This window comes from Mesorhizobium sp. M0598 (assembly GCF_040320865.1).
GTDB lineage: Bacteria > Pseudomonadota > Alphaproteobacteria > Rhizobiales > Rhizobiaceae > Mesorhizobium.
The window spans coordinates 72,011-93,015 of the sequence record NZ_JAMYQL010000011.1 but is presented as its reverse complement, the minus strand read 5'-3'; the positions used below and the strand labels follow the sequence as shown (position 1 = coordinate 93,015).

At 64.0% G+C, this 21,005-nt stretch carries 25 protein-coding genes and 1 pseudogene; 10 read left to right on the top strand and 16 right to left on the bottom strand.

Annotated elements, in window-relative coordinates; translation table 11 throughout:
- Nucleotides 1–106: 106 nt before the first annotated feature.
- The 3 genes from NKI59_RS16270 to NKI59_RS16260 all read right to left on the bottom strand — a co-directional run bounded on the left by NKI59_RS16270 (nucleotide 107) and on the right by NKI59_RS16260 (nucleotide 1,739).
- Nucleotides 107–571 carry a DUF6644 family protein gene (locus tag NKI59_RS16270; protein WP_352705356.1) on the bottom strand — a complete coding sequence of 155 codons (465 nt, stop codon included), beginning with the start codon at nucleotides 569–571 and terminating at the stop codon, nucleotides 107–109.
- A complete protein-coding gene (locus NKI59_RS16265) occupies nucleotides 572–955 on the bottom strand; it encodes a DUF6152 family protein (RefSeq protein WP_352705355.1) in 384 nt (127 codons plus the stop codon).
- Nucleotides 956–1,250: 295 nt separating this feature from the next.
- Nucleotides 1,251–1,739 (bottom strand): GNAT family N-acetyltransferase, encoded by a 489-nt coding sequence (locus NKI59_RS16260; protein ID WP_352705353.1) that lies wholly within the window; start codon nucleotides 1,737–1,739, stop codon nucleotides 1,251–1,253.
- A 120-nt stretch (nucleotides 1,740–1,859) separates the two neighbouring features.
- On the opposite strand from NKI59_RS16260, the pseudogene NKI59_RS16255 reads away from it, so the two are divergent.
- A pseudogene (locus tag NKI59_RS16255) lies at nucleotides 1,860–2,147 on the top strand (methylated-DNA--[protein]-cysteine S-methyltransferase); the annotation flags it as partial.
- Between the two features lie 53 nt (nucleotides 2,148–2,200).
- On the opposite strand, the gene NKI59_RS16250 reads toward NKI59_RS16255, so the two are convergent.
- On the bottom strand, nucleotides 2,201–2,527 hold the full coding sequence (locus NKI59_RS16250) for a hypothetical protein (protein WP_352623128.1): 327 nt from the start codon (nucleotides 2,525–2,527) through the stop codon (nucleotides 2,201–2,203).
- Between the two features lie 295 nt (nucleotides 2,528–2,822).
- Here NKI59_RS16250 and NKI59_RS16245 point away from each other — a divergent pair, with 295 nt between their 5' ends.
- The 3 genes from NKI59_RS16245 to NKI59_RS16235 all read left to right on the top strand — a co-directional run bounded on the left by NKI59_RS16245 (nucleotide 2,823) and on the right by NKI59_RS16235 (nucleotide 3,763).
- Nucleotides 2,823–3,035: a cold-shock protein gene (locus NKI59_RS16245; RefSeq protein WP_023678332.1), complete on the top strand. Its 213-nt coding sequence runs from the start codon at nucleotides 2,823–2,825 to the stop codon at nucleotides 3,033–3,035.
- A 276-nt stretch (nucleotides 3,036–3,311) separates the two neighbouring features.
- A complete protein-coding gene (locus NKI59_RS16240; protein WP_352475039.1) occupies nucleotides 3,312–3,512 on the top strand; it encodes a hypothetical protein in 201 nt (66 codons plus the stop codon).
- The gene (locus tag NKI59_RS16235) at nucleotides 3,509–3,763 is read left to right on the top strand and encodes a type II toxin-antitoxin system RelE family toxin (RefSeq protein WP_352616729.1); all 255 of its coding nucleotides are present in this window, start codon (nucleotides 3,509–3,511) and stop codon (nucleotides 3,761–3,763) included. The genes NKI59_RS16240 and NKI59_RS16235 overlap by 4 nt, the downstream gene beginning before the upstream one ends.
- Nucleotides 3,764–3,842: 79 nt before the next feature.
- Here NKI59_RS16235 and NKI59_RS16230 read toward each other — a convergent pair whose 3' ends face one another.
- From NKI59_RS16230 to NKI59_RS16220, 3 genes are all read right to left on the bottom strand, one after another.
- On the bottom strand, nucleotides 3,843–4,451 hold the full coding sequence (locus NKI59_RS16230; protein ID WP_352705351.1) for a glutathione S-transferase family protein: 609 nt from the start codon (nucleotides 4,449–4,451) through the stop codon (nucleotides 3,843–3,845).
- Nucleotides 4,452–4,568: 117 nt separating this feature from the next.
- Complete coding sequence (locus NKI59_RS16225; protein ID WP_023678335.1) at nucleotides 4,569–5,423, bottom strand: EAL domain-containing protein; 855 nt, start codon at nucleotides 5,421–5,423, stop codon at nucleotides 4,569–4,571.
- Nucleotides 5,420–6,313: an EAL domain-containing protein gene (locus tag NKI59_RS16220; protein ID WP_352705348.1), complete on the bottom strand. Its 894-nt coding sequence runs from the start codon at nucleotides 6,311–6,313 to the stop codon at nucleotides 5,420–5,422. Before NKI59_RS16220 ends, NKI59_RS16225 begins: the two co-directional genes overlap by 4 nt.
- A gap of 202 nt (nucleotides 6,314–6,515) precedes the next feature.
- Here NKI59_RS16220 and NKI59_RS16215 point away from each other — a divergent pair, with 202 nt between their 5' ends.
- Nucleotides 6,516–7,718 carry a pyridoxal phosphate-dependent aminotransferase gene (locus NKI59_RS16215; protein WP_352705346.1) on the top strand — a complete coding sequence of 401 codons (1,203 nt, stop codon included), beginning with the start codon at nucleotides 6,516–6,518 and terminating at the stop codon, nucleotides 7,716–7,718.
- 6 nt (nucleotides 7,719–7,724) lie between these two features.
- Here NKI59_RS16215 and NKI59_RS16210 read toward each other — a convergent pair whose 3' ends face one another.
- Together NKI59_RS16210 and NKI59_RS16205 are read right to left on the bottom strand one after the other, a co-directional pair.
- A complete protein-coding gene (locus NKI59_RS16210; protein ID WP_352705344.1) occupies nucleotides 7,725–8,120 on the bottom strand; it encodes a (R)-mandelonitrile lyase in 396 nt (131 codons plus the stop codon).
- Nucleotides 8,121–8,150: 30 nt separating this feature from the next.
- Nucleotides 8,151–8,747, bottom strand: a complete 597-nt coding sequence (locus tag NKI59_RS16205) for a methyltransferase family protein (RefSeq protein ID WP_352705342.1) — start codon at nucleotides 8,745–8,747, stop codon at nucleotides 8,151–8,153.
- 147 nt (nucleotides 8,748–8,894) lie between these two features.
- On the opposite strand from NKI59_RS16205, the gene NKI59_RS16200 reads away from it, so the two are divergent.
- Nucleotides 8,895–9,761: an alpha/beta fold hydrolase gene (locus NKI59_RS16200; protein WP_352475048.1), complete on the top strand. Its 867-nt coding sequence runs from the start codon at nucleotides 8,895–8,897 to the stop codon at nucleotides 9,759–9,761.
- 163 nt (nucleotides 9,762–9,924) lie between these two features.
- On the top strand, nucleotides 9,925–11,976 hold the full coding sequence (locus tag NKI59_RS16195; protein WP_352705340.1) for an elongation factor G: 2,052 nt from the start codon (nucleotides 9,925–9,927) through the stop codon (nucleotides 11,974–11,976).
- 511 nt (nucleotides 11,977–12,487) lie between these two features.
- Here the strand turns inward: NKI59_RS16195 and NKI59_RS16190 are convergent.
- A complete protein-coding gene (locus NKI59_RS16190; RefSeq protein WP_352705338.1) occupies nucleotides 12,488–12,691 on the bottom strand; it encodes a hypothetical protein in 204 nt (67 codons plus the stop codon).
- A gap of 100 nt (nucleotides 12,692–12,791) precedes the next feature.
- On the opposite strand from NKI59_RS16190, the gene NKI59_RS16185 reads away from it, so the two are divergent.
- Entirely contained in the window at nucleotides 12,792–13,289 is a 498-nt protein-coding gene (locus tag NKI59_RS16185) for a methyltransferase family protein (protein WP_352705336.1), read from the top strand.
- A 19-nt stretch (nucleotides 13,290–13,308) separates the two neighbouring features.
- Here the strand turns inward: NKI59_RS16185 and NKI59_RS16180 are convergent, their stop codons facing one another.
- Nucleotides 13,309–14,061: an SDR family oxidoreductase gene (locus NKI59_RS16180; protein WP_352705334.1), complete on the bottom strand. Its 753-nt coding sequence runs from the start codon at nucleotides 14,059–14,061 to the stop codon at nucleotides 13,309–13,311.
- Nucleotides 14,062–14,182: 121 nt separating this feature from the next.
- Here NKI59_RS16180 and NKI59_RS16175 point away from each other — a divergent pair, with 121 nt between their 5' ends.
- Nucleotides 14,183–14,827 carry a TetR/AcrR family transcriptional regulator gene (locus NKI59_RS16175; protein ID WP_352705332.1) on the top strand — a complete coding sequence of 215 codons (645 nt, stop codon included), beginning with the start codon at nucleotides 14,183–14,185 and terminating at the stop codon, nucleotides 14,825–14,827.
- Nucleotides 14,828–14,931: 104 nt separating this feature from the next.
- On the opposite strand, the gene NKI59_RS16170 is transcribed toward NKI59_RS16175, so the two are convergent.
- Together NKI59_RS16170 and trxB are read right to left on the bottom strand one after the other, a co-directional pair.
- Nucleotides 14,932–15,828 (bottom strand): LysR family transcriptional regulator, encoded by an 897-nt coding sequence (locus NKI59_RS16170; RefSeq protein ID WP_023678345.1) that lies wholly within the window; start codon nucleotides 15,826–15,828, stop codon nucleotides 14,932–14,934.
- A gap of 98 nt (nucleotides 15,829–15,926) precedes the next feature.
- On the bottom strand, nucleotides 15,927–16,901 hold the full coding sequence (gene trxB / locus NKI59_RS16165) for a thioredoxin-disulfide reductase (protein ID WP_352705330.1): 975 nt from the start codon (nucleotides 16,899–16,901) through the stop codon (nucleotides 15,927–15,929).
- Nucleotides 16,902–17,156: 255 nt separating this feature from the next.
- Here trxB and NKI59_RS16160 point away from each other — a divergent pair, with 255 nt between their 5' ends.
- Complete coding sequence (locus NKI59_RS16160) at nucleotides 17,157–17,633, top strand: Lrp/AsnC family transcriptional regulator (protein ID WP_023678347.1); 477 nt, start codon at nucleotides 17,157–17,159, stop codon at nucleotides 17,631–17,633.
- A gap of 419 nt (nucleotides 17,634–18,052) precedes the next feature.
- On the opposite strand, the gene NKI59_RS16155 is transcribed toward NKI59_RS16160, so the two are convergent.
- The 3 genes from NKI59_RS16155 to NKI59_RS16145 form a co-directional block, all read right to left on the bottom strand.
- Complete coding sequence (locus tag NKI59_RS16155) at nucleotides 18,053–18,628, bottom strand: D-sedoheptulose-7-phosphate isomerase (protein WP_352705328.1); 576 nt, start codon at nucleotides 18,626–18,628, stop codon at nucleotides 18,053–18,055.
- A 7-nt stretch (nucleotides 18,629–18,635) separates the two neighbouring features.
- On the bottom strand, nucleotides 18,636–20,114 hold the full coding sequence (gene rfaE1, locus NKI59_RS16150; RefSeq protein WP_352705326.1) for a D-glycero-beta-D-manno-heptose-7-phosphate kinase: 1,479 nt from the start codon (nucleotides 20,112–20,114) through the stop codon (nucleotides 18,636–18,638).
- A 139-nt stretch (nucleotides 20,115–20,253) separates the two neighbouring features.
- Complete coding sequence (locus NKI59_RS16145; RefSeq protein ID WP_254819253.1) at nucleotides 20,254–20,886, bottom strand: LysE family translocator; 633 nt, start codon at nucleotides 20,884–20,886, stop codon at nucleotides 20,254–20,256.
- Nucleotides 20,887–21,005 lie beyond the last annotated feature (119 nt).

Sequence of the window (21,005 nt, the reverse complement as noted above, 5' to 3'; positions counted from 1 at the left end):
AAAGCGTCATTTGAAATTGAACCCCATCGGGTTGCATAGGATTAAGGCCTATGGCGGGCAGGGCCCTTGGCCCGCTTTAAGCCCTGCCCACACCCCAACGCTCGCCTCAGTTCAGAAACCCAATAAACCGCCCCGCAAACAGCACGGACGTCCACAACACCAGCGAAAGCACCGCCAGGACGGTGACGACCCCACCGGCCGGCTCATCACCGCCCTTTGCACGGCGTATGAAGATGAGAAAGTTGGCGCCGGCGAGAAGGATCAGGGTCATCTTGGCGAGAAAAATCGGCATCGCCGCATATTCGCTCGCCCTGACTGAAAACAGCAGCGAGCCCGTGACCAGCGCACCGGCGAACGCGGCAAATGCTGTACGGCGCAGCAGCGCCACGAACGGTGCCTGCGGCAGCGAGCGGAAGGCGCCGAGGATCCTGAGGTCCATGAGCCAGACGCTGGTCAGCAGCGCGCCGATCGACATGATGTGGAGCGCATTGACGATTGGGTAGGCGACGAAGGAGGCCTTCAGCCACCGCACCAAGGCGAGTTGCTCGATGCCGGCGAAAAACCCGTCCATTCAGGCCGGCGGCACGCGGTCGGGATAGACATCATAGGTCTTGCCGCCGACAATGACGCGGACCGCCTTCATGCGTTTTTCGCTCTCGTCGCGCGAGCGGTTGCCGATCGCAGTCACCTCGTCGCCGATCTTGGCGACCTCCTCGGTGAAGCCGGCGGCGATCGTGCGCGACGGCGTCGCCATCTCCACCCGCCAGGCTTCTCCCTCCGCATCGACGTCCAGCGTGGCGTGCGGGTTGCCGATATAGATGGCCGTTATCTTGCCCCGGAGTTCGAAAAACCCGTCCTGCGTCCACGACCAGCCGTGATGGGCATAGGCTGCGGTGGCGGCGGCCAGGATCACCGCCGCTGCGAGCGTGACGCTCCGGTTGAAAGGTGACTGCATCGCTCGTCTCCCCGGTTCCGGCACTAGAGGGTAGGTCAGCGCGCCGCAGCGTCAAATCACATAAGGTGTGCGCTGCCCCTCATTGCCCTGCCGGGCATTTCTCCCCGTATAGTGACGGGGAGAAAGGTACCTTCGCCGATGGTTTCGCCAATCTCCGGCGTGGCAGAAGGGCGTGCCAGCGTTGCGGCCAGCCCCTCCTCCCCGTCCTATACGGGGAGAAGGTGGCGGCAGCCGGATGAGGGGCGGCGCCGACCTCGCCAATTGGCGGCCAGCCTTCGCTGAAGGGAACTTATGCTCACCCCGCCCAATCCACCTCGACCATCCCCAGCCGCTGATAGAGCCGGACGGCGGCGGCGTTCTCGACCGTGTTGGTCTTGAGATCGACATGCTCGGCGCCCCGCGCGCGAAACACCGCAAACGCGTGCCGCATCAGCGCCTCGGCGATGCCCTTGCCGCGCGCCTCCGGGTGGACGGCAAGATCCTTGACGAAAGCCCGCGTCCAGCAGAGCGCCGCGCCCGCCAGCCGGCCCTTGCCGTCGATGACCAGGAAACACAAAGCTGGGTCGAATTCCGCGTCGGCCGAAATGCGCGGCCACCATTCGTCGAACGGCCCGTCGGCGCCGTCGTCGAACACCGCGGTCAACAGCGAATGCAAAGCGAGTGCATCGGCGGCTTCGAAGCCGCGCATGAAAAAACCTTCGGGCCAGCGCGGCGCCAGAAGCGTGTCGTCGAAGATCTTGCGCAGGCGGATGTCGTTTGGCGCCGGCGGGCGCGGCTCAGGCATCGGGCTGCATGCGGCGGCGCAGGCTATCGCTGCCGAGGCCGGTTTCGCCCAGCATCCCCTTGCGCTTGGCGTCGTAATAATAGCCGCTCTGGTAGAGCCGGTCGGCGCGCCTGGGGTTGCCGCCTGGCGATCTATGACGCGGCGCGAAAACTCGCCTTCGGCGAAACCACCACCTATGGCGAACTGGCCAAACGCGCCGGCCATGCCGGGCTGGCGCGCGAAACCGGTGCCGCACTCGGCGCCAACCCGGTGCCGCTGGTCATCCCTTGCCATCGCATCCTTGCCGCCGGCGGCAAGATCGGCGGATTTTCCGCGCCCGGCGGCTCGGCCACCAAGGAAAAGATGCTGGCCATGGAAGGCGTGCGCGTCGGCCCGCCGCCGCCGGCGCAGGTGTCGTTCGGGTTTTAGGTGTGCTGATATTCAGGTGATGCCGGTACCCCGGCGCACCCATCTCGACCAGCCTAATCCGGAAGCAGCCGCCGGCGGAAGCGCCGATCGAATTCCACCCGCTTGCATTTATAGACGGTGCACGAATTCGTATCGGCACTCGGCACGGAGGCCCGCGCCCTGACCTCGCCGATGTCGCAGAATTGCTGGCTGCGCACGTAGCGGTCATAGAGCGCCAGCCCCGGCACGCGCGCCGATCTGTAGCGCAGGATGACCGCGCCCTCGCGCGCGATCGTCGCCTGCACCTTGCCGCAGCTCATGCGGGTCGGGTCGTAGCGCGAGACCGCCTGCGCCTCGGCGGCCACCAGCGTCAGGCAAGCGGCAAGCAGAACGATTTTCATGTCCCTCTCCCCAAAACCCGTGCCCGAAGCTGTCGCGATCCTCCCGCGTCAGGCGCGCAGCGACGACGCTCTCACGCGATTGGGGCGGCCGTTGGGCAGCGTTGCCGCCGCGCCATTTTCCGCCCCGTCTTGTTTTTTGCGCGAAGGCATATTATATGCGGTCCATTGATATTTCGGCCGATCGATCCGGGCCTCGCGATATTCGCGTTTGCTGACGTTCTATCTCCAAAATCTCGATACAAACCGGCTGGGTTTCGGCCCAGTCAAACTAAAGCAAACGTAAAGGACTATCGAAATGGCAACAGGTACGGTCAAGTGGTTTAATTCCACCAAGGGTTTCGGCTTCATTCAGCCTGACAGCGGCGGCGCGGACGTTTTCGTTCACATCTCCGCAGTCGAGCGTGCTGGACTGTCGACCTTGGTCGAAGGCCAGAAGATCAACTTCGAGATCGAGCAGGACCGCCGCACTGGCAAGTCGTCCGCTGGATCTCTGAGCAAGGCAGCCTGATTTTGCGAATGGCGCGCGCCGGGCGCTAGCCCGGGGCGCGCGGCAAGTCACGGATGTACTGGCGGTCGCGCGAGAAGCGCGCCGGAGCGAAAGACCCCGACAAGCCGAAGCAGCAGATTGCTGCCGGCCCGGCCAAAGCGCTCCCGATCAGGCTACCAAGCATGGGAAGGCGGGATTTTGTCCCGCCTTTTTGCTGTCTGGATTCCAGTGAACCGCTGCCTTGGGCCTATAGTCCCACTTTGTGGTGTTTTTGGCCCAATGTGGTACTATTAATTCATGAGCAAGCTTGAACAGATTGAGAAATCCGTTGCCGAACTAAGCCCCGAAGAGCTGAGAGCGTTTGCCGCATGGTTCGAGGCGCTGCAGGCCGACATGTGGGACCGGCAGATCGAAGCCGACGCCAAGGGCGGCAGGCTGGACAAGCTTGCCGAGCAGGCCTTGGCTGATCATCGCGCCGGCCGGACCCGGCCTCTGTGAATCATTTTGCTACTCCCTCGTTTTGGGAGGCCTACGCAAAACTGCCCTCGTTAATCAGAGCAAAGGCGAACAGACGTTTCGCCAAACTGAATTCTGACCCGTTCCACCCGTCGTTGCATTTCAAACAGGTCGGGCGCTACTGGTCGGCGCGGGTTGATATCAACTACCGCGCCGTGGCTGTTCGCGACCACGATGACGTGGTCTGGTTCTGGATAGGCACCCATTCCGAATATGATCGCCTGCTGAAATAGCCGCGCGACCATTCACGTCATCGGCCGAGGGCCGCAAGCCCGACCTCCGGAGCGAGCCGCGAAGCGCCGAGAAGCGTGACTAAGGCAGCCACTCCAGCGGCACATGCCCCGGGTCGGCCTCGACCCTTTTCAGCCAGGCGGCCACCGCCGGATAGGCGTCGAGCTGAAACCCGCCCGTCTCGGCCGTGTGCGTATAGGCATAGAGCGCGATGTCGGCGACGCTGAGCGCATTGCCGGCAAAGAACGTGCTCCCGGCCAGGTGCTTGTCCATGACGCCAAGCGCCTTGTTGCCGCGCTCCAGCGTCAGCGCCAGCCGCTCGGGCGTTGCGTCCTTGGCTCTTTCGGGGAAGGTCAGCAGCGCCCTGCGCACGGCGATATAAGGCTCGTGGCTGTATTGCTCGAAGAACAGCCACTGATAGGCCAGCGCGCGTTCGTATCTGTCCGCCGGCAGAAACCGCGTGCCTTCGGCGAGATAGAGCAGGATGGCATTGGATTCCGCCAGCCGCCGGCCGTCGTCGAGTTCGAGCAGCGGCACCATGGCGTTCGGGTTTTTCGCGACATAGTCGGGCTTGCGCGTGTCGCCGGTGTGCGAGCTGACCTCGACATTGGTGAAAGCGATGCCGAGCTTGGCCATCAACAGGCGCGGCTTGTAGCAATTGCCGCTGTCGATCATTCCATAGAGTATCATCGGTGCTCCCCCTTGCTCGCAACCACCCGTCTCAGGGCTTGATCCAGCCTCTATCGCGGCAGCGGCGGCTTCATCCAGTGATTTGTTTTGGCGTAAGCATCAGCGCCGCTGATGCATTCATCCGAACAAGGGGATGACGTTGTTATCCCTGCCAAGCAGCCTGTCGATCGACAGCGGCTCCTCGTCGAACAGCGTACCGGCCAGCGCCGGCCGGGCAAGGTAAAAGCCCTGCAGCAGGTCGACGCCGCCATCCAGCGCGACGCGCAGATGCGTGGCGTTCTCGACGCCTTCGACCAGCACCTTGGCGCCACGGTCGTGCAGCGTCGAAACCAGCGGCCGGAAAAACCGCTCGGCGGCGGCATGGCGGCAGAATTCTGCGAACCAGGTGCCGTCGATCTTGACGATGTCGGGCTGCACCAGCGCTACCCTTTCTTCGGTCGAATGCCCGGTGCCGAAATCGTCGATGGCGATGCGGACGCCGTCGCGCCGCATCTCGCGCGCCAGGCTGACAAGCACCTTGTCGCCGGCCGCCTGCTCGGTAATCTCGCAGACCAGCATGCCGGGATGCAGGCCGAAATCCGCCAGATGCCTGGTCATCAGCCTGATTTCGGCCAGCGCCCGTGCGGGGTCATCGTTGATCAGCGGATTGTAATTGAAGAACAGGTCGAGCCCGTCGACGCCGATGTTGCGGAAGTTGCGCAAATGCAGCACCCGGCACATGGTTTCGACAAACAGCCGATCCGCTGCCGGCACACCTTCGAAGAAGATTTGCGGCGCCACCGGCCTGCCTGCGCGATGCGGCTCGATCAGTCCCTCGACCGCGACGGCGGCGAGAAACCTGCCGCGCGGCGCGAAGACCGGCTGGTAGGCGCTCCTCAGCCGGAATGCGCCGTAGACGCCATATTCGATGCCGACCTCGTCGGCAAAGATCGCTTCGCCGACCTTGCGCCGCATGTCGGCCCGCCCGGTCACGGTGCCACCCTGCGCCCGAAAGCCCGCATCGGTCGCCGCGAGGTCGAAACGGCCGTGGGCACTTTGTCCTTATCGGGCGACACCGCTGATGCCTGCCCGGCCTTGTCGAAGACGTGAAAGCTGGTCGGTGCAAGCTCCGGGCGTGCCAGCACGAAGCCTTGCACCATCGAGGCGCCCGACTTTTCGGCGAGCTCGAGCTGCCAGCCCGTCTCGATGCCCTCGAATACCGTACGGATGCCTTGCTCTTCGAAGCTGGTCACCATGGCGGTCAGCAAGGCGAAGCCGGCACCGGATTCCATCAGCGTCATGATCCAGTCGGCGTCGAACTTGACGATGTCTGGCCTGAGTTCCTTGATGCGATTGATGTCGGATTCGTCGGCGCCGTAATCGTCGACGGCAATGCGCAAACCATTGCCCCTGAGCGCCTCGACGAAATTGTAGAGCGTTTCCTGCGACGCAGATTTCTGTTCGGTGACCTCGCAGACGACGCGGCGCGGATCGATGTCGGCCTCGTGCAGCACCAGCCGCATTTCGCGCAGCGCCTTGTCGGCGATGCTGCGGTCGGTGAACACCGATGGATCGAAATTGATGAAGATGGAGGCGTCTCGCGGCAGGCAGGCGCCGGCGTTCAGAAGGTGCAGCGTCCGTGTCAGCGCCTCGATATGCAGGCGGTCGACCGCCGGACAGCTGTTGAAGAAACTCATTGGCGGCTGCGGCTCGCCTTCGCGGAACGGCCGGATCAGCCCCTCGAACGCGACGACGGAAAGCTTGCCCTTGTTGAAGGCGAAGATCGGCTGGAACGCGCTTTGCAGCGTATAGACCCCCCAGACACCGCTGGCGGTGCCGTCATCATGGCGGATGATATGGGCAAGCCCGATGCTGCGTGTCACGGTTCCTCGCTATGCGAGACTGGCGGACCGGCTACGGTCCTGCCGTTCAAGCTTTTACCGATCGTTGATGAATTTATTGTTGCCAGCATTGCGCGCTGGCTCATTCGACAATGCCTGCGCTGGGCTTGCGCTTGACCAGATGATGCGACATGAGAGGCGCCGCGGCGCCTTCGCCCGCCGGTCCTTTCTGGAGATATCTGTCATGGCCTTTCTTGCCGACGTCCTTTCCCGCGTAAAGCCTTCCGCGACCATCGCGGTGACGCAGAAGGCGCGCGAGCTGAAAAACGCCGGCCGCGACGTGATCGGGCTGGGCGCCGGCGAGCCGGACTTCGACACCCCCGACAACATCAAGAACGCCGCGATCGAGGCCATCCGCCGCGGCGAGACGAAGTATCCGCCGGTATCCGGCATCGTGCCGCTGCGCGATGCGATCGCAAAAAAATTCAAGCGCGAGAACAATCTCGACTACCGGCCGGAGCAGACCATCGTCGGCACCGGCGGCAAGCAGATCCTGTTCAACGCCTTCATGGCGACGCTGAACCCCGGCGACGAGGTGATCATCCCGCGGCCCTACTGGGTGAGCTATCCCGAAATGGTGGCGATCTGCGGCGGCACCTCGGCCTTTGCCGACACCTCGATCGACAACGGCTTCAAGCTGACGGCGGCCGTGCTGGAAAAGGCGATCACGCCGCGCACCAAATGGCTGTTGATGAACTCGCCGTCGAACCCCTCGGGCGCCGCCTATACCGAAGCGGAACTCAAGAGCCTGGCCGACGTGCTGTTGAAGCACCCGCATGTCTGGGTGCTGACCGACGACATGTACGAGCACCTGACTTATGGCGACTTCGTCTTCAAGACCATCGCCGAGGTCGAGCCTAAGCTCTATGAGCGCACGCTGACGATGAACGGCGTGTCGAAGGCCTATGCCATGACCGGCTGGCGCATCGGCTACGCGGCAGGCCCGGTGCCGCTGATCAAGGCGATGGACATGATCCAGGGCCAGCAGACCTCCGGCGCCTGCACCATTGCGCAATGGGCGGCGGTCGAAGCGCTGAACGGCCCGCAGGATTTCATCCCGAAGAACAAGGCGATCTTCCAGGGCCGGCGCGATCTCGTCGTCTCGATGCTCAACCAGGCGCGCGGCATCACCTGTCCGTCGCCGGAGGGTGCGTTCTACGTCTATCCCTCCTGTGCCCAGCTGATCGGCAGGAAGACCAAGAGCGGCAAGGTGATCGACAGCGACGAAACCTTCTGCTCCGAACTGCTCGAGGCCGAGGGCGTGGCGGTTGTTTTCGGCTCGGCCTTTGGCCTCGGCCCGAACTTCCGCATCTCCTACGCCACGTCGGAGGCTCTGCTCGAAGAGGCCTGCACGCGCATCCAGCGCTTTACCGCCGCGCTGGTCTGAGACGTTTCAGCCGCCATACTGCTCGTCGTTCACCTTCTCCAGCCAATCGACATGCGCATCCTCGAGCGCCTCCTGCATGGCGATGTGGGTCATCGCCGATTTGGGCGCGGCGCCGTGCCAGTGCTTTTCACCGGCCGCAAAGGAGATGACGTCGCCGGCCCTGATATCCTGCAGCGGCCCGCCCCAGCTTTGCACGAGACCGGCACCGGATGTGACATAGAGCGTCTGGCCGAGCGGATGCGTGTGCCAGTGGGTGCGGGCGCCGGGCTCGAAGCTGACCAGCGTGGCGCGTAGCCGCGCCGGCGCCTCTTTCTCGATGATCGGCGTCTGCAAAACCCGGCCAGTGAAGTATTTTTCCGGCGCAACAATCGTCGGCACGCTGCCGCAGGCAATGATCTTCATCGTCGCAAATCCTCGATTCAATCCAGTGTCTTAGACCCTACCACTTTCGTCCGATGCCGGCTGCATCTCCTGCCGGCTGCGGGCAAAACGCGGCCAGAACAGACCGGTCCGCGTGCGGTAAGCGTCGTAGGCATCGGCCAACCTTGTCCGCGAAAATTTTCGCTCTTCGTCCAAGGCCGCGATCACGTAGATTGTAACGATGCCGGCGACCGGCACCACCGCCCAGACCGACCAGGTCGCGATACCCCATCCGACCCAGAAGATGATGTAGGACGTGTAGAACGGATGCCGGACATGGAGATAAGGGCCTTCGGTCACCAGGCTGTCGGGATTGTCAGGATCGAATGCGAACCGCAGCCCCGCCTTGCGGGAGACCGAGATCGCCCACCAGAACAGCGCCGAGCTTGCCAGTTCGATGGCGAGCCCGCCGATCTTCGCCGCCAATGGCTGCCGCTCGATCCACAGCAGCGCAAGAAAGAACAGCGCCGTGCCGACCACGACGGCCGAAATGATCATCGCGCCTGGAGACATGGTCGGCGACTGGAAATGCGCGCGCATCGACCAGGCATATTGGCCGAGCGTCGCGATGCTGCTGATCGAGACGAGAAGGTCGAGTGTGGATTCCATCATCAGGCTCCGGGGGTTAGCTGTGGTGGATTCGTTCATCATACCCGGCGCAAGCCGAGAAATCATTTCTTAACCACCGTTCTAAACAACATGGTGACCTCGGCATGCGATGTTGACCTGGAGACAATCCCAAGGTCCAAACCAGATATGGCCGTTTCCCACCGCACGATCCGCACGCCGCAAGCGGATTTGCGCCTCAGCCAGTCGTCGGGACCCGGCATCCCGCTTGTCCTGATCCACGGCTCAGGCAGTTCGCGCGCCGTATTCGCCCGCCAGTTCGACAGCCCGTTGGCCGCTGCCCATCGGTTGATTGCTTTCGACCTGCCCGGCCATGGCGAATCGTCGGACGCCCGCGATCCGGCGACGGACTACACAATCGCCGGCCTTGCCCAATCGGCGGCCCAGCTCCTCGATGCCTTGGGCATCGGCCGCGCCGTCGTCTTCGGCTGGTCGCTTGGCGGGCACGTGGCAATCGAACTCGCGAGTTTTCACCGCGCCGTCGGCGGGCTGATGCTGACCGGCGCGCCGCCGGTATCGAAGGGTCCTTTCGGCATGCTGCGCGGCTTCCACGCGCATTGGGACATGCTGCTGGCGTCCAAAAAGACGTATTCCGAACGCGATGCCGAGCGCTTCGAGACGCTGTGTTTCGGCGACACCGCCGATCCGTCCTTTCGCCAAGCCATCCTGCGCACCGACGGCCGGCTGCGCGCCGCGGTGACGCGCGGCATGCTCACCGGCAAGGGTGCCGACCAGAGACAGGTGGTCGAGCAAGCCGCGTTTCCGGTCGCTATCGTCAATGGCGAGAACGATCCGTTCGTCCGGCTCGGCTATTTTGAGACGCTCGCCTACGGCTCGCTGTGGGAGCATTGCCACATCGTCTCCGGCGCCGGGCATGCGCCTTTCTGGGAGCGTGCGGACCTGTTCAATCCGTTGCTCGCGCGCTTTGCCGAGACGGTGGCGGTGCAGCGCGTGGACGCACCCCCGCTGGCGTCGCGCCTGACCGGCACCGGCTGAACCGGCCCCAACTTCAAATCCCTTCAACTTCAAATCCCTTGCCCTCCCGGCCTGCCCGTGGGACGATGCCCTTTGGGTAGGTGGCAAATTGAAAAAAGCCTCGCCCGCGACGGCCGACAGGCCGGCCGCCGCTCACAGGGAAACGCCTGAGTGGAGGTCAGCCATGGGTACTCGCGCCGGAGGACGACGCACGGGACCGAAATGCATTGCCATAGTCGGTCCCTTCGCAAGCGGTAAGACGACACTTCTCGAAGCCATACTCGCCCGTACAGGCGCCATTCCCCGCCAGAATCCCGTTTCGTCCGGAAATACCGTTTCCGATCATTCGCCCGAGGCGCGCGCTCACGGCATGAGCGTCGAGGCGACCTTCGCCACCACCGATTTCATGGGCGAGCCGTTCACCTTCGTCGATTGTCCCGGCTCCATCGAATTCTCCTTCGAAGCCGAGCCGGTGCTGGCCGCCTGCGACGTCGCCGTGGTCGTTGCCGAGGCCGACGAGAAGAAGATCCCTGCCCTGCAGCTGATCATGCGCAAGCTCGACGAGCTCGGCGTGCCGCGCATGCTGTTCCTGAACAAGGTCGACAAGGCGATAGCAGGTGTGCGCGACACGCTGAAGATGCTGCAGCCCGCAAGCTCGGTGCCATTGCTGCTGCGCCAGATCCCGCTGCGCAAGGACGGCGTCGTCATCGGCTCGATCGACCTCGCTCTGGAGCGTGCCTACATCTACCGCGAATATGCCGAGAGCGAGGTCGCCCAGATCCCGAGCGACGACAAGGCGCGCGAGCTCGAGGCGCGCTTTTCCATGCTGGAGACGCTCGCCGACCATGACGACCGGCTGATGGAGCAATTGCTTGACGAGATCGAACCGCCGAAGGACGCGATCTTCGACGACCTCGCCGCAGATCTGCGCGACGGCACGGTGACGCCGGTGCTGATCGGCACCGCCGAGAAGGGCAACGGCGTGCTGCGCCTGTTGAAGGCGATCCGTCACGACGCACCCGACATCGCGGCGACGCGCCAGCGTCTCGGCGCCCCCGACGGCAGTGCCACCGTGGTCCAGGTGATGAAGACCATCCACACCGCGCATGGCGGCAAGCTGTCTGTGTCGCGCATCCTGTCCGGCCAGGTCGCCGACGCCGCCGAGCTGTTCCTTTCCAATGGCGAAACGGCAAAGGTCTCCGGCATCTACAAGATGCTCGGCAAGGACCAGGTCAAGCTGACTTCGGCCAAGGCCGGCGACACGGTCGCGCTCGGCAAGCTGGACGCCGTCAGGACCGGCCAGACGCTGAGCTCGACCAAGGGCGGCATCCAGCCGCTGGTCACGCTGGCGCCGCCGCAACCGGTCTTCGCCTTCGCGCTGCGGCCGAAAGAGCGCAAGGACGAGGTCAAGATGTCGGCGGCCATCCAGCGCCTGGCCGAGGAAGATCCCTCACTCAACCTGCATCACAACCAGGATTCGGCCGAAACCGTGCTGTCCGGCCATGGCGAGATGCATCTGCGCGTCGTGCGCGAGCGGCTGGAAGGCAAGAACCAGATCCCGGTCGAAGGCCATGTGCCGGCCGTGCCCTACCGCGAGACGATCCGCAAAGCGACGCAGCAGCGCGGCCGCCACAAGAAACAATCAGGCGGCCACGGCCAGTTCGGCGACGTCGTGATTGAGATCAAACCGCTGCCGCGCGGGTCAGGCTTCCAGTTCACCGATACGATCACCGGCGGCGTCGTGCCGAAGACCTACATCCAGTCGGTCGAGACCGGCGTGCGTGACTACCTGAAGTCCGGGCCGCTCGGCTTCCCGGTCGTCGATGTTGCCGTCAACCTTTCCGACGGCTCCTACCATGCGGTCGATTCCTCCGACATGGCCTTCCAGATGGCGGCGAAGCTGGCGATGAAGGAAGGCATGGCCGCGTGCTCGCCGGTGCTGCTCGAGCCGGTGATGAAGGTCGAGATCGTCACGCCGTCCGACGCGACGTCGAAGATCATTGCGCTGATCCCGCAGCGGCGCGGCCAGATCCTCGGCTACGACGCGCGGCCCGACTGGCCCGGATGGGACGTCGTCGAGGCGACCATGCCGCAAGCCGAGATCGGCGACCTCATCATCGAGCTGCGCTCGGCCACGGCGGGTGTCGCCAGCTACCGGGCCGTCTTCGACCACATGGCCGAACTCACCGGCCGGTTGGCCGACGAAGCGCTGAACGCCAATGGCAAGGCCGCCTGAGCTGCCTTTGCGGCCCAACAGGAAACGGCGCCCGGATGATCCGGGCGCCGTTTCTTGCGGACCGTCTTCGTGGGAGGCGAAACGGCAGGTCCGCCGCATGCTTGCCGCCGGTGTTTTGGCGGAGGAAGGTTCGGACGCGGTAGCTGCCTGAGCCCGAGTCGTCCGAGTGATGCCCCCATCCCCCGGACGAGCCACACCGCGTCCTGTGCTCTGCTTACTCGATTTGGCGCGCCCACGCATGTTACCCGAGGTTACATGTCACTGTTACGCGCCAGTTCCGGCCGATTTTCTGGCGATGTGTTGGTTTCGGGCAACAAAAAAGCCGGATCAATGAAGACCCGGCTGAGTTTGATTGGAAGTGCCTGTTAAGGCTAACCTCCAGAGGGGAACACTCGAGAGCGCTAATGGGAGGAGAACGCGCTCAGGAGATGATGTATATATGTGCTCTTCATGCCCAAGAAACAAGCATCTATTTTGCAACACTCACATGCAAAAAGGCGCCGGCTGTGGTCTAATCCGTCCCGAAGCGCAATAGGACCAGTTGAATCGCTGAAATACGGCGTGCGGCAAGGCAAAAATCGATCCGCAGCCGCGAATCAGCAGCGATTCCTGCTCGGAAAGTCGAAAAACGCAGGATGACGTGGAATCGTGCAGCACGCGTTTGTTTTTTCGGCAGCCAGACCTTGCTGGTGCATGCCGCCCAAAAGCCCGCCATCGAGCTTGACCTGAGGTGCAGCGGTTTGGGTTACATGCCGGACAAGACCTGAAGCGCGTTGCAGGAGACCGTTCAAGGCCGCGCCCGTAAGGAGAGCTATATGCGAGCCACTTCGGCGATCGCCGGCAGCATCATCTTCCTTGCTGTAGCGCCCGGCGTGGTCGCCGGACTGTTGCCTTGGCTGCTGACCGATCGCTATCGCCTGCCCTGGTCGAGACTGCCCGGTTTCGTTCCTGTGGGCTGGCTGCTGGTTGTCGCCGGCACAGCCATACTGCTGCATGCCTTTGCCCGGTTTGCCCTGGAGGGCCTGGGTACCCCCGCCCCGGTCGCGCCGACCGAAAGGCTGGTCGTCGGCGGCATCTACCGCCATGTCCGCAATCCGATGTACGTCGCCGTGCTGTCGATCGTCCTCGGCCAGGCACTGCTGTTTTCGAGCTGGACGGTCGCCGCCTATCTAGTCATCGCCGCGGCCGCCATGATCTCCTTCGTGAGACTATATGAGGAACCGACGCTTGCCCGCCGCTACGGTGACGAATACGAGGCCTACCGCCGTGCCGTACCAGGCTGGCTGCCCCGCCTGACACCTTGGCGCGGCTGAAGCAGGCTCCAACGCTACGTCACCACGGCAGCGGGCCGTCCTCGTTCGAGAACGTGCCCGTCGGACCGCTAGCGTCGAGAAGCGCGAGGCGCACGGGCTCCCGCGCGGCCTGTTCGACGGTGCGCGGACCTTCGAAGTTGTTGAGCTCCGTCGCGGTGTAGCCCGGGCACGCAGCGTTGACCTTGATGCCGGTCTCCTCGAGCTCGATGGCGAAGGCGAGCGTCATCGCGTTGACGGCCGTCTTCGACGGGTTGTAAACGGCGCCAAACGAAGTGCGGTACGGAAAGGCCGGATCCGCGTTCAATGTCAGCGAGCCGGCGCCGCTCGATACGTTGACGATACGCGCCGCCGGCGCCTCACGAAGGAGCCGCAGCATCGCTTGCGTGACGGCGACGATGCCAAACACGTTCGTCTCGAACACCGCGCGTACGTCGTCGAGGGAGGCAACGCTCGGGCGGCCCGAGTTGATGATCTCCTCGAACGACGTGCCGGGCTTTCCCGCGTGGGAGATGCCCGCATTGTTCACCAGCACATCGAGGCGGCCGATTTCGATGCGGATGCGCTCTGCCGCGGCGGCGATCGAGGCCTGGTCGGTGACGTCGAGCTGCAGGGCGTGGGCATCCCCTCCAATGCTCTTTGCGGCTGCCTCCGCATGCTCGAGCCTGCGCGATCCTACGAGCACGGTAAGGCCGTTCGCCGCGAGGTCCTTGGCGATCTGAAGACCGATGCCCTTGTTGGCCCCGGTGACCAGGGCGACGGGTTTGTCCTGCATGGTAATCTCCTTTTGTGCACCGATGTGTGGCCAACACCGCCTTGCCGTGCTAGATACAAGTCAAGCGGAACCACGTTCCACATATATCCGGAACAAGGTTCCGTTTGCAAGAGGTAATTTGATGGGCGAAAAAACGCCGAACGGCAAAACGGATCAAGGCGATGGTCTGGAACCCCGCGACCGCGCGGATCGGCACGTGCGCGCCGACGCACGGCGCAACATCGACGCGTTGCTCCGGGCGGCCATGGCGGTGTTCGCGACCTCCGGCGTGGAGGCTCCGGTGCGAGAGATCGCGGAAAAGGCTGGCGTCGGCGTCGGCACCGTCTACCGCCATTTTCCACAGCGCTCGGACCTGATCGTGGCCGTCTTCCGCAACGAGGTCGACGCCTGTGCGGACGCCGCGCCGATCTTGGCCGGAAAGCATGAGCCCGGTGAAGCGCTGGCCCTGTGGATGCAGCGCTATGTGGATTTCATCACGGCAAAACGCGGCCTCGCGGCAGCCTTGTACTCAGGCAATCCGGCATTCGACACTTTGCCTGTCTATTTCAACCAACGGCTCCGGCCCGCGCTCCAAACATTGCTGGAGGCGGCGGCCGCGGCCGGCGAGGTGCGCGCCGATATCGAGCCGGGCGACCTGTTGGGGGCGGCCGCCAGCCTTGCCATGCCGGCACATGGCGGCGGCCCTGCCCAGGCGCGGCGCATGGTTGCCTTGCTGGTCGACGGTTTGCGCTACGGCGCCAGCACGCTGGCGGATACGCGTTCCTAAAGCGCGTTGCGTTCGACCGACCTGATGCGACGCGCTTTAGGTTCTTGTTTGATGCATGTCGTTATCGCAAAACCGCTGCACACTTTTGCGCGACATGCATTAAATCAGAACGACCAGCTGCGCGCCTTGGCGATGATGAAATCGCGGAAGACATGCAGCTTCGCCTGGTTCTTCATCGCGTCGGGATAGGCGAAATAGGTATCGAAGGACGGCACTTCGGTCTCGGGCAGCAATTGCACCAGCCCGGAATCCTTGCTGACCACGTAATCGGGCAGCATGGCGATGCCGGCGCCGCCCTGCACCGCCCGCTTGATCGACAGGATGTCGTTGATCTGCAGCGTCGGTACCCTTTGCCCGCCTTCGAAATCGCCGACCGTTTCCAGCCAGTTCAGTTCCGACAGATGCGCCGGCACCGGCACGCCGAAGGTGACGATGCGATGGGTTTTCAGCTCGGCGATCGAATTCGGCTTGCCGTATTTGTTTACATAGGATGGCGCCGCGTAGAGATGAAAATGCACGGTGAACAGGCGGCGCTGGATGAGGTCGGGCTGCTGCGGCTGGCGCAGCCGGATGGCGCAGTCGGCCTGGCGCATCGTGAGATCGAGCTCCTCATTGGCCAGGATGAGCTGCAGGCTGACCTCGGGATAAAGCTCGATGAATTCCTGCACGCGCTCGGTCAGCCAGCCGGCGCCGAGGCCGACCGTGGTCGTCACCCTGAGCACGCCGGAGGGCCGGTCCTTGGTTTCGGTCAGTCGCGACTTGATGGTTTCGAGCTTCATCAGCACGTCGTGCGCCGTGCGGAACAGCATCTCGCCCTGCTCGGTCAGCACCAGGCCGCGGGCGTGGCGATTGAACAGCGGCACGCCGACATCATGCTCGAGCGCGCTGACCTGCCGCGAGATCGCCGATTGCGACAAATGCAGTGTTTCCGCGGCATGGGTGAACGACCCCGCTTCCGCCGCGGCGTGAAACACGCGTAGCTTGTCCCAATCCAACGCCATGATTTCCCCTCGTCCTGTTTTCTGGCGTCCGCCTGTTTTCGGCGTCTGAATGAAAAATCAGGCTTTTGCGCGGCTTTTCTCAGCCGCTTATCGAACAATCACTCCGCCGCTTCGCGGTGAACCTCGATCCCCGCCAGATATTTTTCCGCCTCGAGCGCGGCCATGCAGCCGAGCCCGGCCGCCGTCACCGCCTGGCGGTAGATGTCGTCGGTTACGTCGCCGGCGGCGAACACGCCCGGCATGTCGGTGCGGGTCGAATCCGGCGCCGTCCACAGATAGCCGTTCGGCTTCTGCTTCAGCTTGCCGGCAAACAGCTCGACCGCCGGCGCGTGGCCGATCGCCACGAACACGCCGTCGACCACCAGATGCATCTCCTGCCCGGTCACCACGTTGCGCAGCTTCAGCCCTTCGACCGACGGCGGCAGCGGCGCCTTGCCGGGCCTGCCGGTGATCTCGTCGACCACCGTGTCCCAGATGACGCGGACATTATCTTTCCGCAGCAGCCGCTCGCGCAGGATGCGCTCGGCGCGGAAATCGCTGCGCCTGTGGATGACGGTGACGCTCTTGGCCAGGTTGGAGAGATAGAGCGCTTCCTCCACCGCCGAATTGCCGCCGCCGATCACCGCGACGTCCTTGCCGCGGTAGAAGAAGCCGTCGCAGGTGGCGCAGGCCGAGACGCCAAAACCCATGAAGGTGTGTTCGCTCGGGATGCCCAGCCATTTCGCCTGGGCTCCGGTGGCGATGATCAGCGCGTCGGCGGTATAGATCGTGCCGGTATCGCCCTTGGCGCGGAACGGCCGCACGTTGAGGTCGACTTCGGTGATGATGTCGTTGACGATATCGGTGCCGACATGCTCGGCCTGCCTGAGCATTTCGCTCATCAGCCATGGACCCTGGATCGGTTCGGCGAAGCCCGGATAGTTTTCGACGTCGGTGGTGATCATCAGTTGCCCGCCCTGCTGCAGGCCGGCGACCAGCATCGGCTTGAGCATGGCGCGGGCGGCATAGATTGCCGCCGTATAGCCGGCGGGGCCGGAGCCGATGATGAGAACAGGCGCGTGCTTGGTGATCATGAAAAGCCTCTGCGGGGAGCAGCCATGGATTGTGGCATGAACTCTCGTCGATTGTTGCGCGTAATGTAAGTGTTGCCTGCGACGCCAGCAAGGCAAGTTGCCGTTCGTCCCCGGAAAGCTTCGGCGCCGGCAACGGCGACAAGCAACCCGCAGCAAGATGATGCGAAAATCCTCGATCCAGCGGATGGAATAGACAGCAAAGTCGTTTAATTACAAAGTCGCGAAAGATTCTTTCGCGTCACCACGGAAGCCACCATGCCGATCAAGGCCGATCTCGATGCCATCGACTGGAAGATCCTGCGCGAGCTTCAGCAGGACGGACGCATGACCAATGTCGAACTGTCGAGCCGCGTCGGCATTTCGGCGCCGCCGTGCCTGCGCCGCGTCAGGCGGCTGGAAGAGGCCGGCATCATTCGCGGCTACCGCGCTTTGCTCAACGCTCCGGCGCTCGGCCTCGACGTCGTCGCCTTCTGTCTGATCGGCCTGCATCACCAGGCCGACGCCGAACTCAAGACCTTCGCCGAGCGCACCCGCGGCTGGCCGATCGTGCGCGACGCCTGGATGGTGTCGGGCGAGTCCGATTTCCTGCTGCATTGCGTGGCGAGCGATCTCGGCACCTTCCAGACCTTCGTCATCGAGGAACTGGCCTCGGCCCCCAATGTCGATACGGTGCGAACCGCGCTGACCATCCGCCGGGTCAAAGACGAAGGGCTGGTGGCGTTTTCGGCTTAAGAGAGCAGGCAAAGCGGCTGCGAAACAAAACCCGGAAACAAAAAACCCGCCTCGGCGGGCGGGATCGTCGGTGGAAATCATCACCATACCTAAATTAGTAGCATAGCTGCCGGCACAAAGCAAGAACAAAATTGCCTTCAGCGTTGAAGATTGGCTTCATTCCAGCTTGGGTTCCTCGCCCCACGAAAGTGGGGAGAGGTGGCTCGGCGAAGCCGAGACGGAGAGGGAACCGCGCTCTACGAAGCCCCCTCTCCGGCCGGGTGGGGGCCCCCTCGGCCCCCCGGGGGGGGGGGGGGGGGGCCCCCCGGGAGTGTGGTTGTGGCACCCGCGCTATACCACCCCCCCTCGCGGGCCGCTGCGCGGCCACCTCTCCCCCGCTTCGCGGAGGGCGAGGAACCCAAGTCCTGAGAGTTCGAGGATCACCCTGCGTCGCAGAGGCGCGTTTCGACCATTTCGCACAAATGGTGGTAGAGGCACAAATGCCCCTGCTGGATGATCGGCGTCGAGGTCGAGGGTACGTTGAGCAGGATGTCGGAGAGCGGCTTCAGCTTGCCGCCGGTGTCGCCGGTCAGGCTGACCACCGTCATGCCCATCATGCGCGCCTGTTGGGCGGCGGCGAGGATGCTTGGCGAATTGCCGCTGGTCGAGATGGCGAGCAGCACGGCGCCCGCCGAACCATGCGCCTCGACCTGGCGCGCAAACACCGTGTCGAAGCCGTAATCATTGCCCCAGGCGGTCAGCACCGCCGCGTTGGCCGGCAGCGCGATGACGTTGTAGGCCTTGCGCTCCCTGAGGAAGCGGCCGACCAGCTCGCCGGCGATATGGATGGCGTCGCTGGCCGAGCCGCCATTGCCGGCTATCAGCAGCGCCTTGCCCTGCGAAAGCGCGGCGACGACGGCGCTGACCGCCCGCTCCATCCCGCTGGTCAGGTCGCGCTCGACCATCGCCGAAATCGCGGCCGCCGAGCGGGCCAGGTAATCGTTCAGTTCGGACATGTAACCCTCAGTTCCCGGCGCGCAATCTGCCGATGGTGCCGGTCGTGCTCTTGCCGGCGACGAGGTCGACCAGTACGACACGCCCGCCGGCCTTCTGCACGACGTCGGCGCCAACCACCTGATCGACCGTATAGTCGGCGCCCTTGACCAGTATGTCGGGGCTCAGCGCTTCGATCAGCGAAAGCGGCGTATCCTCTTCGAAGATGACGACGGCGTCGACCGAGGCAAGTGCTGCCAGCACGCAGGCCCGGTCATGCTGGTCGTTGACCGGGCGCCCCGGCCCTTTCAGCCGGCGCACCGAGGCATCGCTGTTGAGGCCGAGCACCAGCCGGTCGCACTGGCTGCGCGCCGCATGCAACAGGCTGACATGGCCGGCATGCAGGATATCGAAACAGCCATTGGTGAAGCCGACGCTCAAGCCCTCGTCTTTCCAGCCCGCCACCAGCCGCGCGGCGGCGGCGGCATCGAGGATCGCATCCAAGTGGGCGACCGGACCATGCGAGGCAAACAGCGCACCGGTGAGCTCCTCGATCGTCAGCCGCGCCGTGCCGCGCTTGCCGACGACAACACCGCCGGCGGCGTTGGCGATCGATCCGGCCATGACACGATCAGCCCCTGCTGCAAGAGCCAGCGCGAAGGTCGCGATTACCGTGTCGCCGGCGCCCGAAACGTCGAACACTTCGCGCGCCTGCGTGGCGATATGGCGGGCGTTGTCCGCACCGACGACGCTCATGCCCTTTTCGCTGCGCGTCGCGACGACGAAATCGAAACCGTGCGCCGAAATCAGCTGGCGTGCCGCCGCCTCGATTTCGTCGTCGGCAAACACTGCGCGGCCGACCGCCTCGCCGAGTTCCTTGCGATTGGGCGTGATTGCCGTCGCGCCGGCATAACGCGCATAGTCGCGGCCCTTCGGGTCGACCAGCACCGGCTTGCCCGCTTCCCGACAGATCGAGATCAGCTCGCCGGCGACGCCGTCGAGCAGCACGCCCTTGCCATAGTCGGACAGAATGACGATGTCGGCGCGTGCCAGCGCTTCGCGAAAATGCCCGACCAATGTCGCGCGCTCGGCATCGCCCAGCGGCTTGATTTCCTCTTCGTCGAAACGCAGCACCTGCTGGTTGAGCGCGCTGAAGCGGCTCTTGGACGACGTCATGCGATCGGCATCCTGCGCCAGCCCGCCGGTGTCGACGCGAAATTCGCCGAGCATGCGCATGAGGTTCTTGCCGGCCTCGTCAGCGCCGATCACCGAGACCGGTATCACGGCAGCGCCGAGCGAAACGATGTTGGCGACGACATTGCCGGCGCCGCCCATCGCCAGCGTTTCGCCGCGCCCGTGCAGCACGGGGATCGGCGCTTCCGGCGAAATGCGCTCGATCACGCCGTTGACGAAACGGTCGAGGATGAAATCGCCGACCACCAGCACGGTGACGCCGCCGAAACGCGAGATGGCGCGGTGAAGAGGTTCGGGAGAGGGCAGCTTGATCATGTCAACGCGCGGGAGGGCCGATTTTCAGTGACGGGAAATTCGATTGGCAGGGCCGGCCGTTCATGGCGATGCCGATATACCGCAATTTCAGCCGACGCAACGGCGGGCCTTCGACCGATCGCCGCGGCGAGACAGTGCGTCAGCTTTTCTGCAACGCGACATGCACGCCCAGTCCGACAAGCACCGCACCGCCAGCGCGCCGCATCAGGCGCTGCGCCCGGCTCGACTGCCGCAGCCTGGCGATCACCGCGCCGGCCAGCACCACGCAAACAATATCGGCCGACGAGAACATCAAATTGACGATCGTTCCAAGCACGACGAACTGCAGCCAGACCGGAAACGCTGCCGAGGCATCGATGAATTGCGGCAGGAACGCCATGAAGAAAATCGCCGTCTTGGGGTTGAGCACCTCGACGGCAACGCTCTCGAAAAAGGCGCGGCGGGCGGATTTCGGCTGAATTCCCGGCAAGACAACGTCGCCTTGCGCCTTGGCGCGAAACAGCGAAACACCGAGCCAGATCAGATACAGCGCACCGACCAGCTTGACCGCCATGTAAAGCACCGGCACGGCATGGAAAAGCACCGACAGGCCGACAGCGGCGGCGAAGACGTGTACGTAGCCGCCGAGATGAATGCCGAGCGCCGCCATCAGGCCGGACCAGCGGCCGCGCGCCATGGTTTGCGCGGCGGCATAGAGCATGGCGGGACCGGGGATATAGGCGAAGATCGCCGTGGTGGCGAAAAAGGCGACAAGCAGTTCGGTTGACGGCATTCTTTGTCCCTGACGATCTCACCGGGTAGCGAATCGACTGAAGCGGCAACTTTGCGGCCTCACTGTGGCGCAGGGCAATCGCCCCCTTGCCCTTCTTGCAGGCGTCGGCGCCGCCCCTC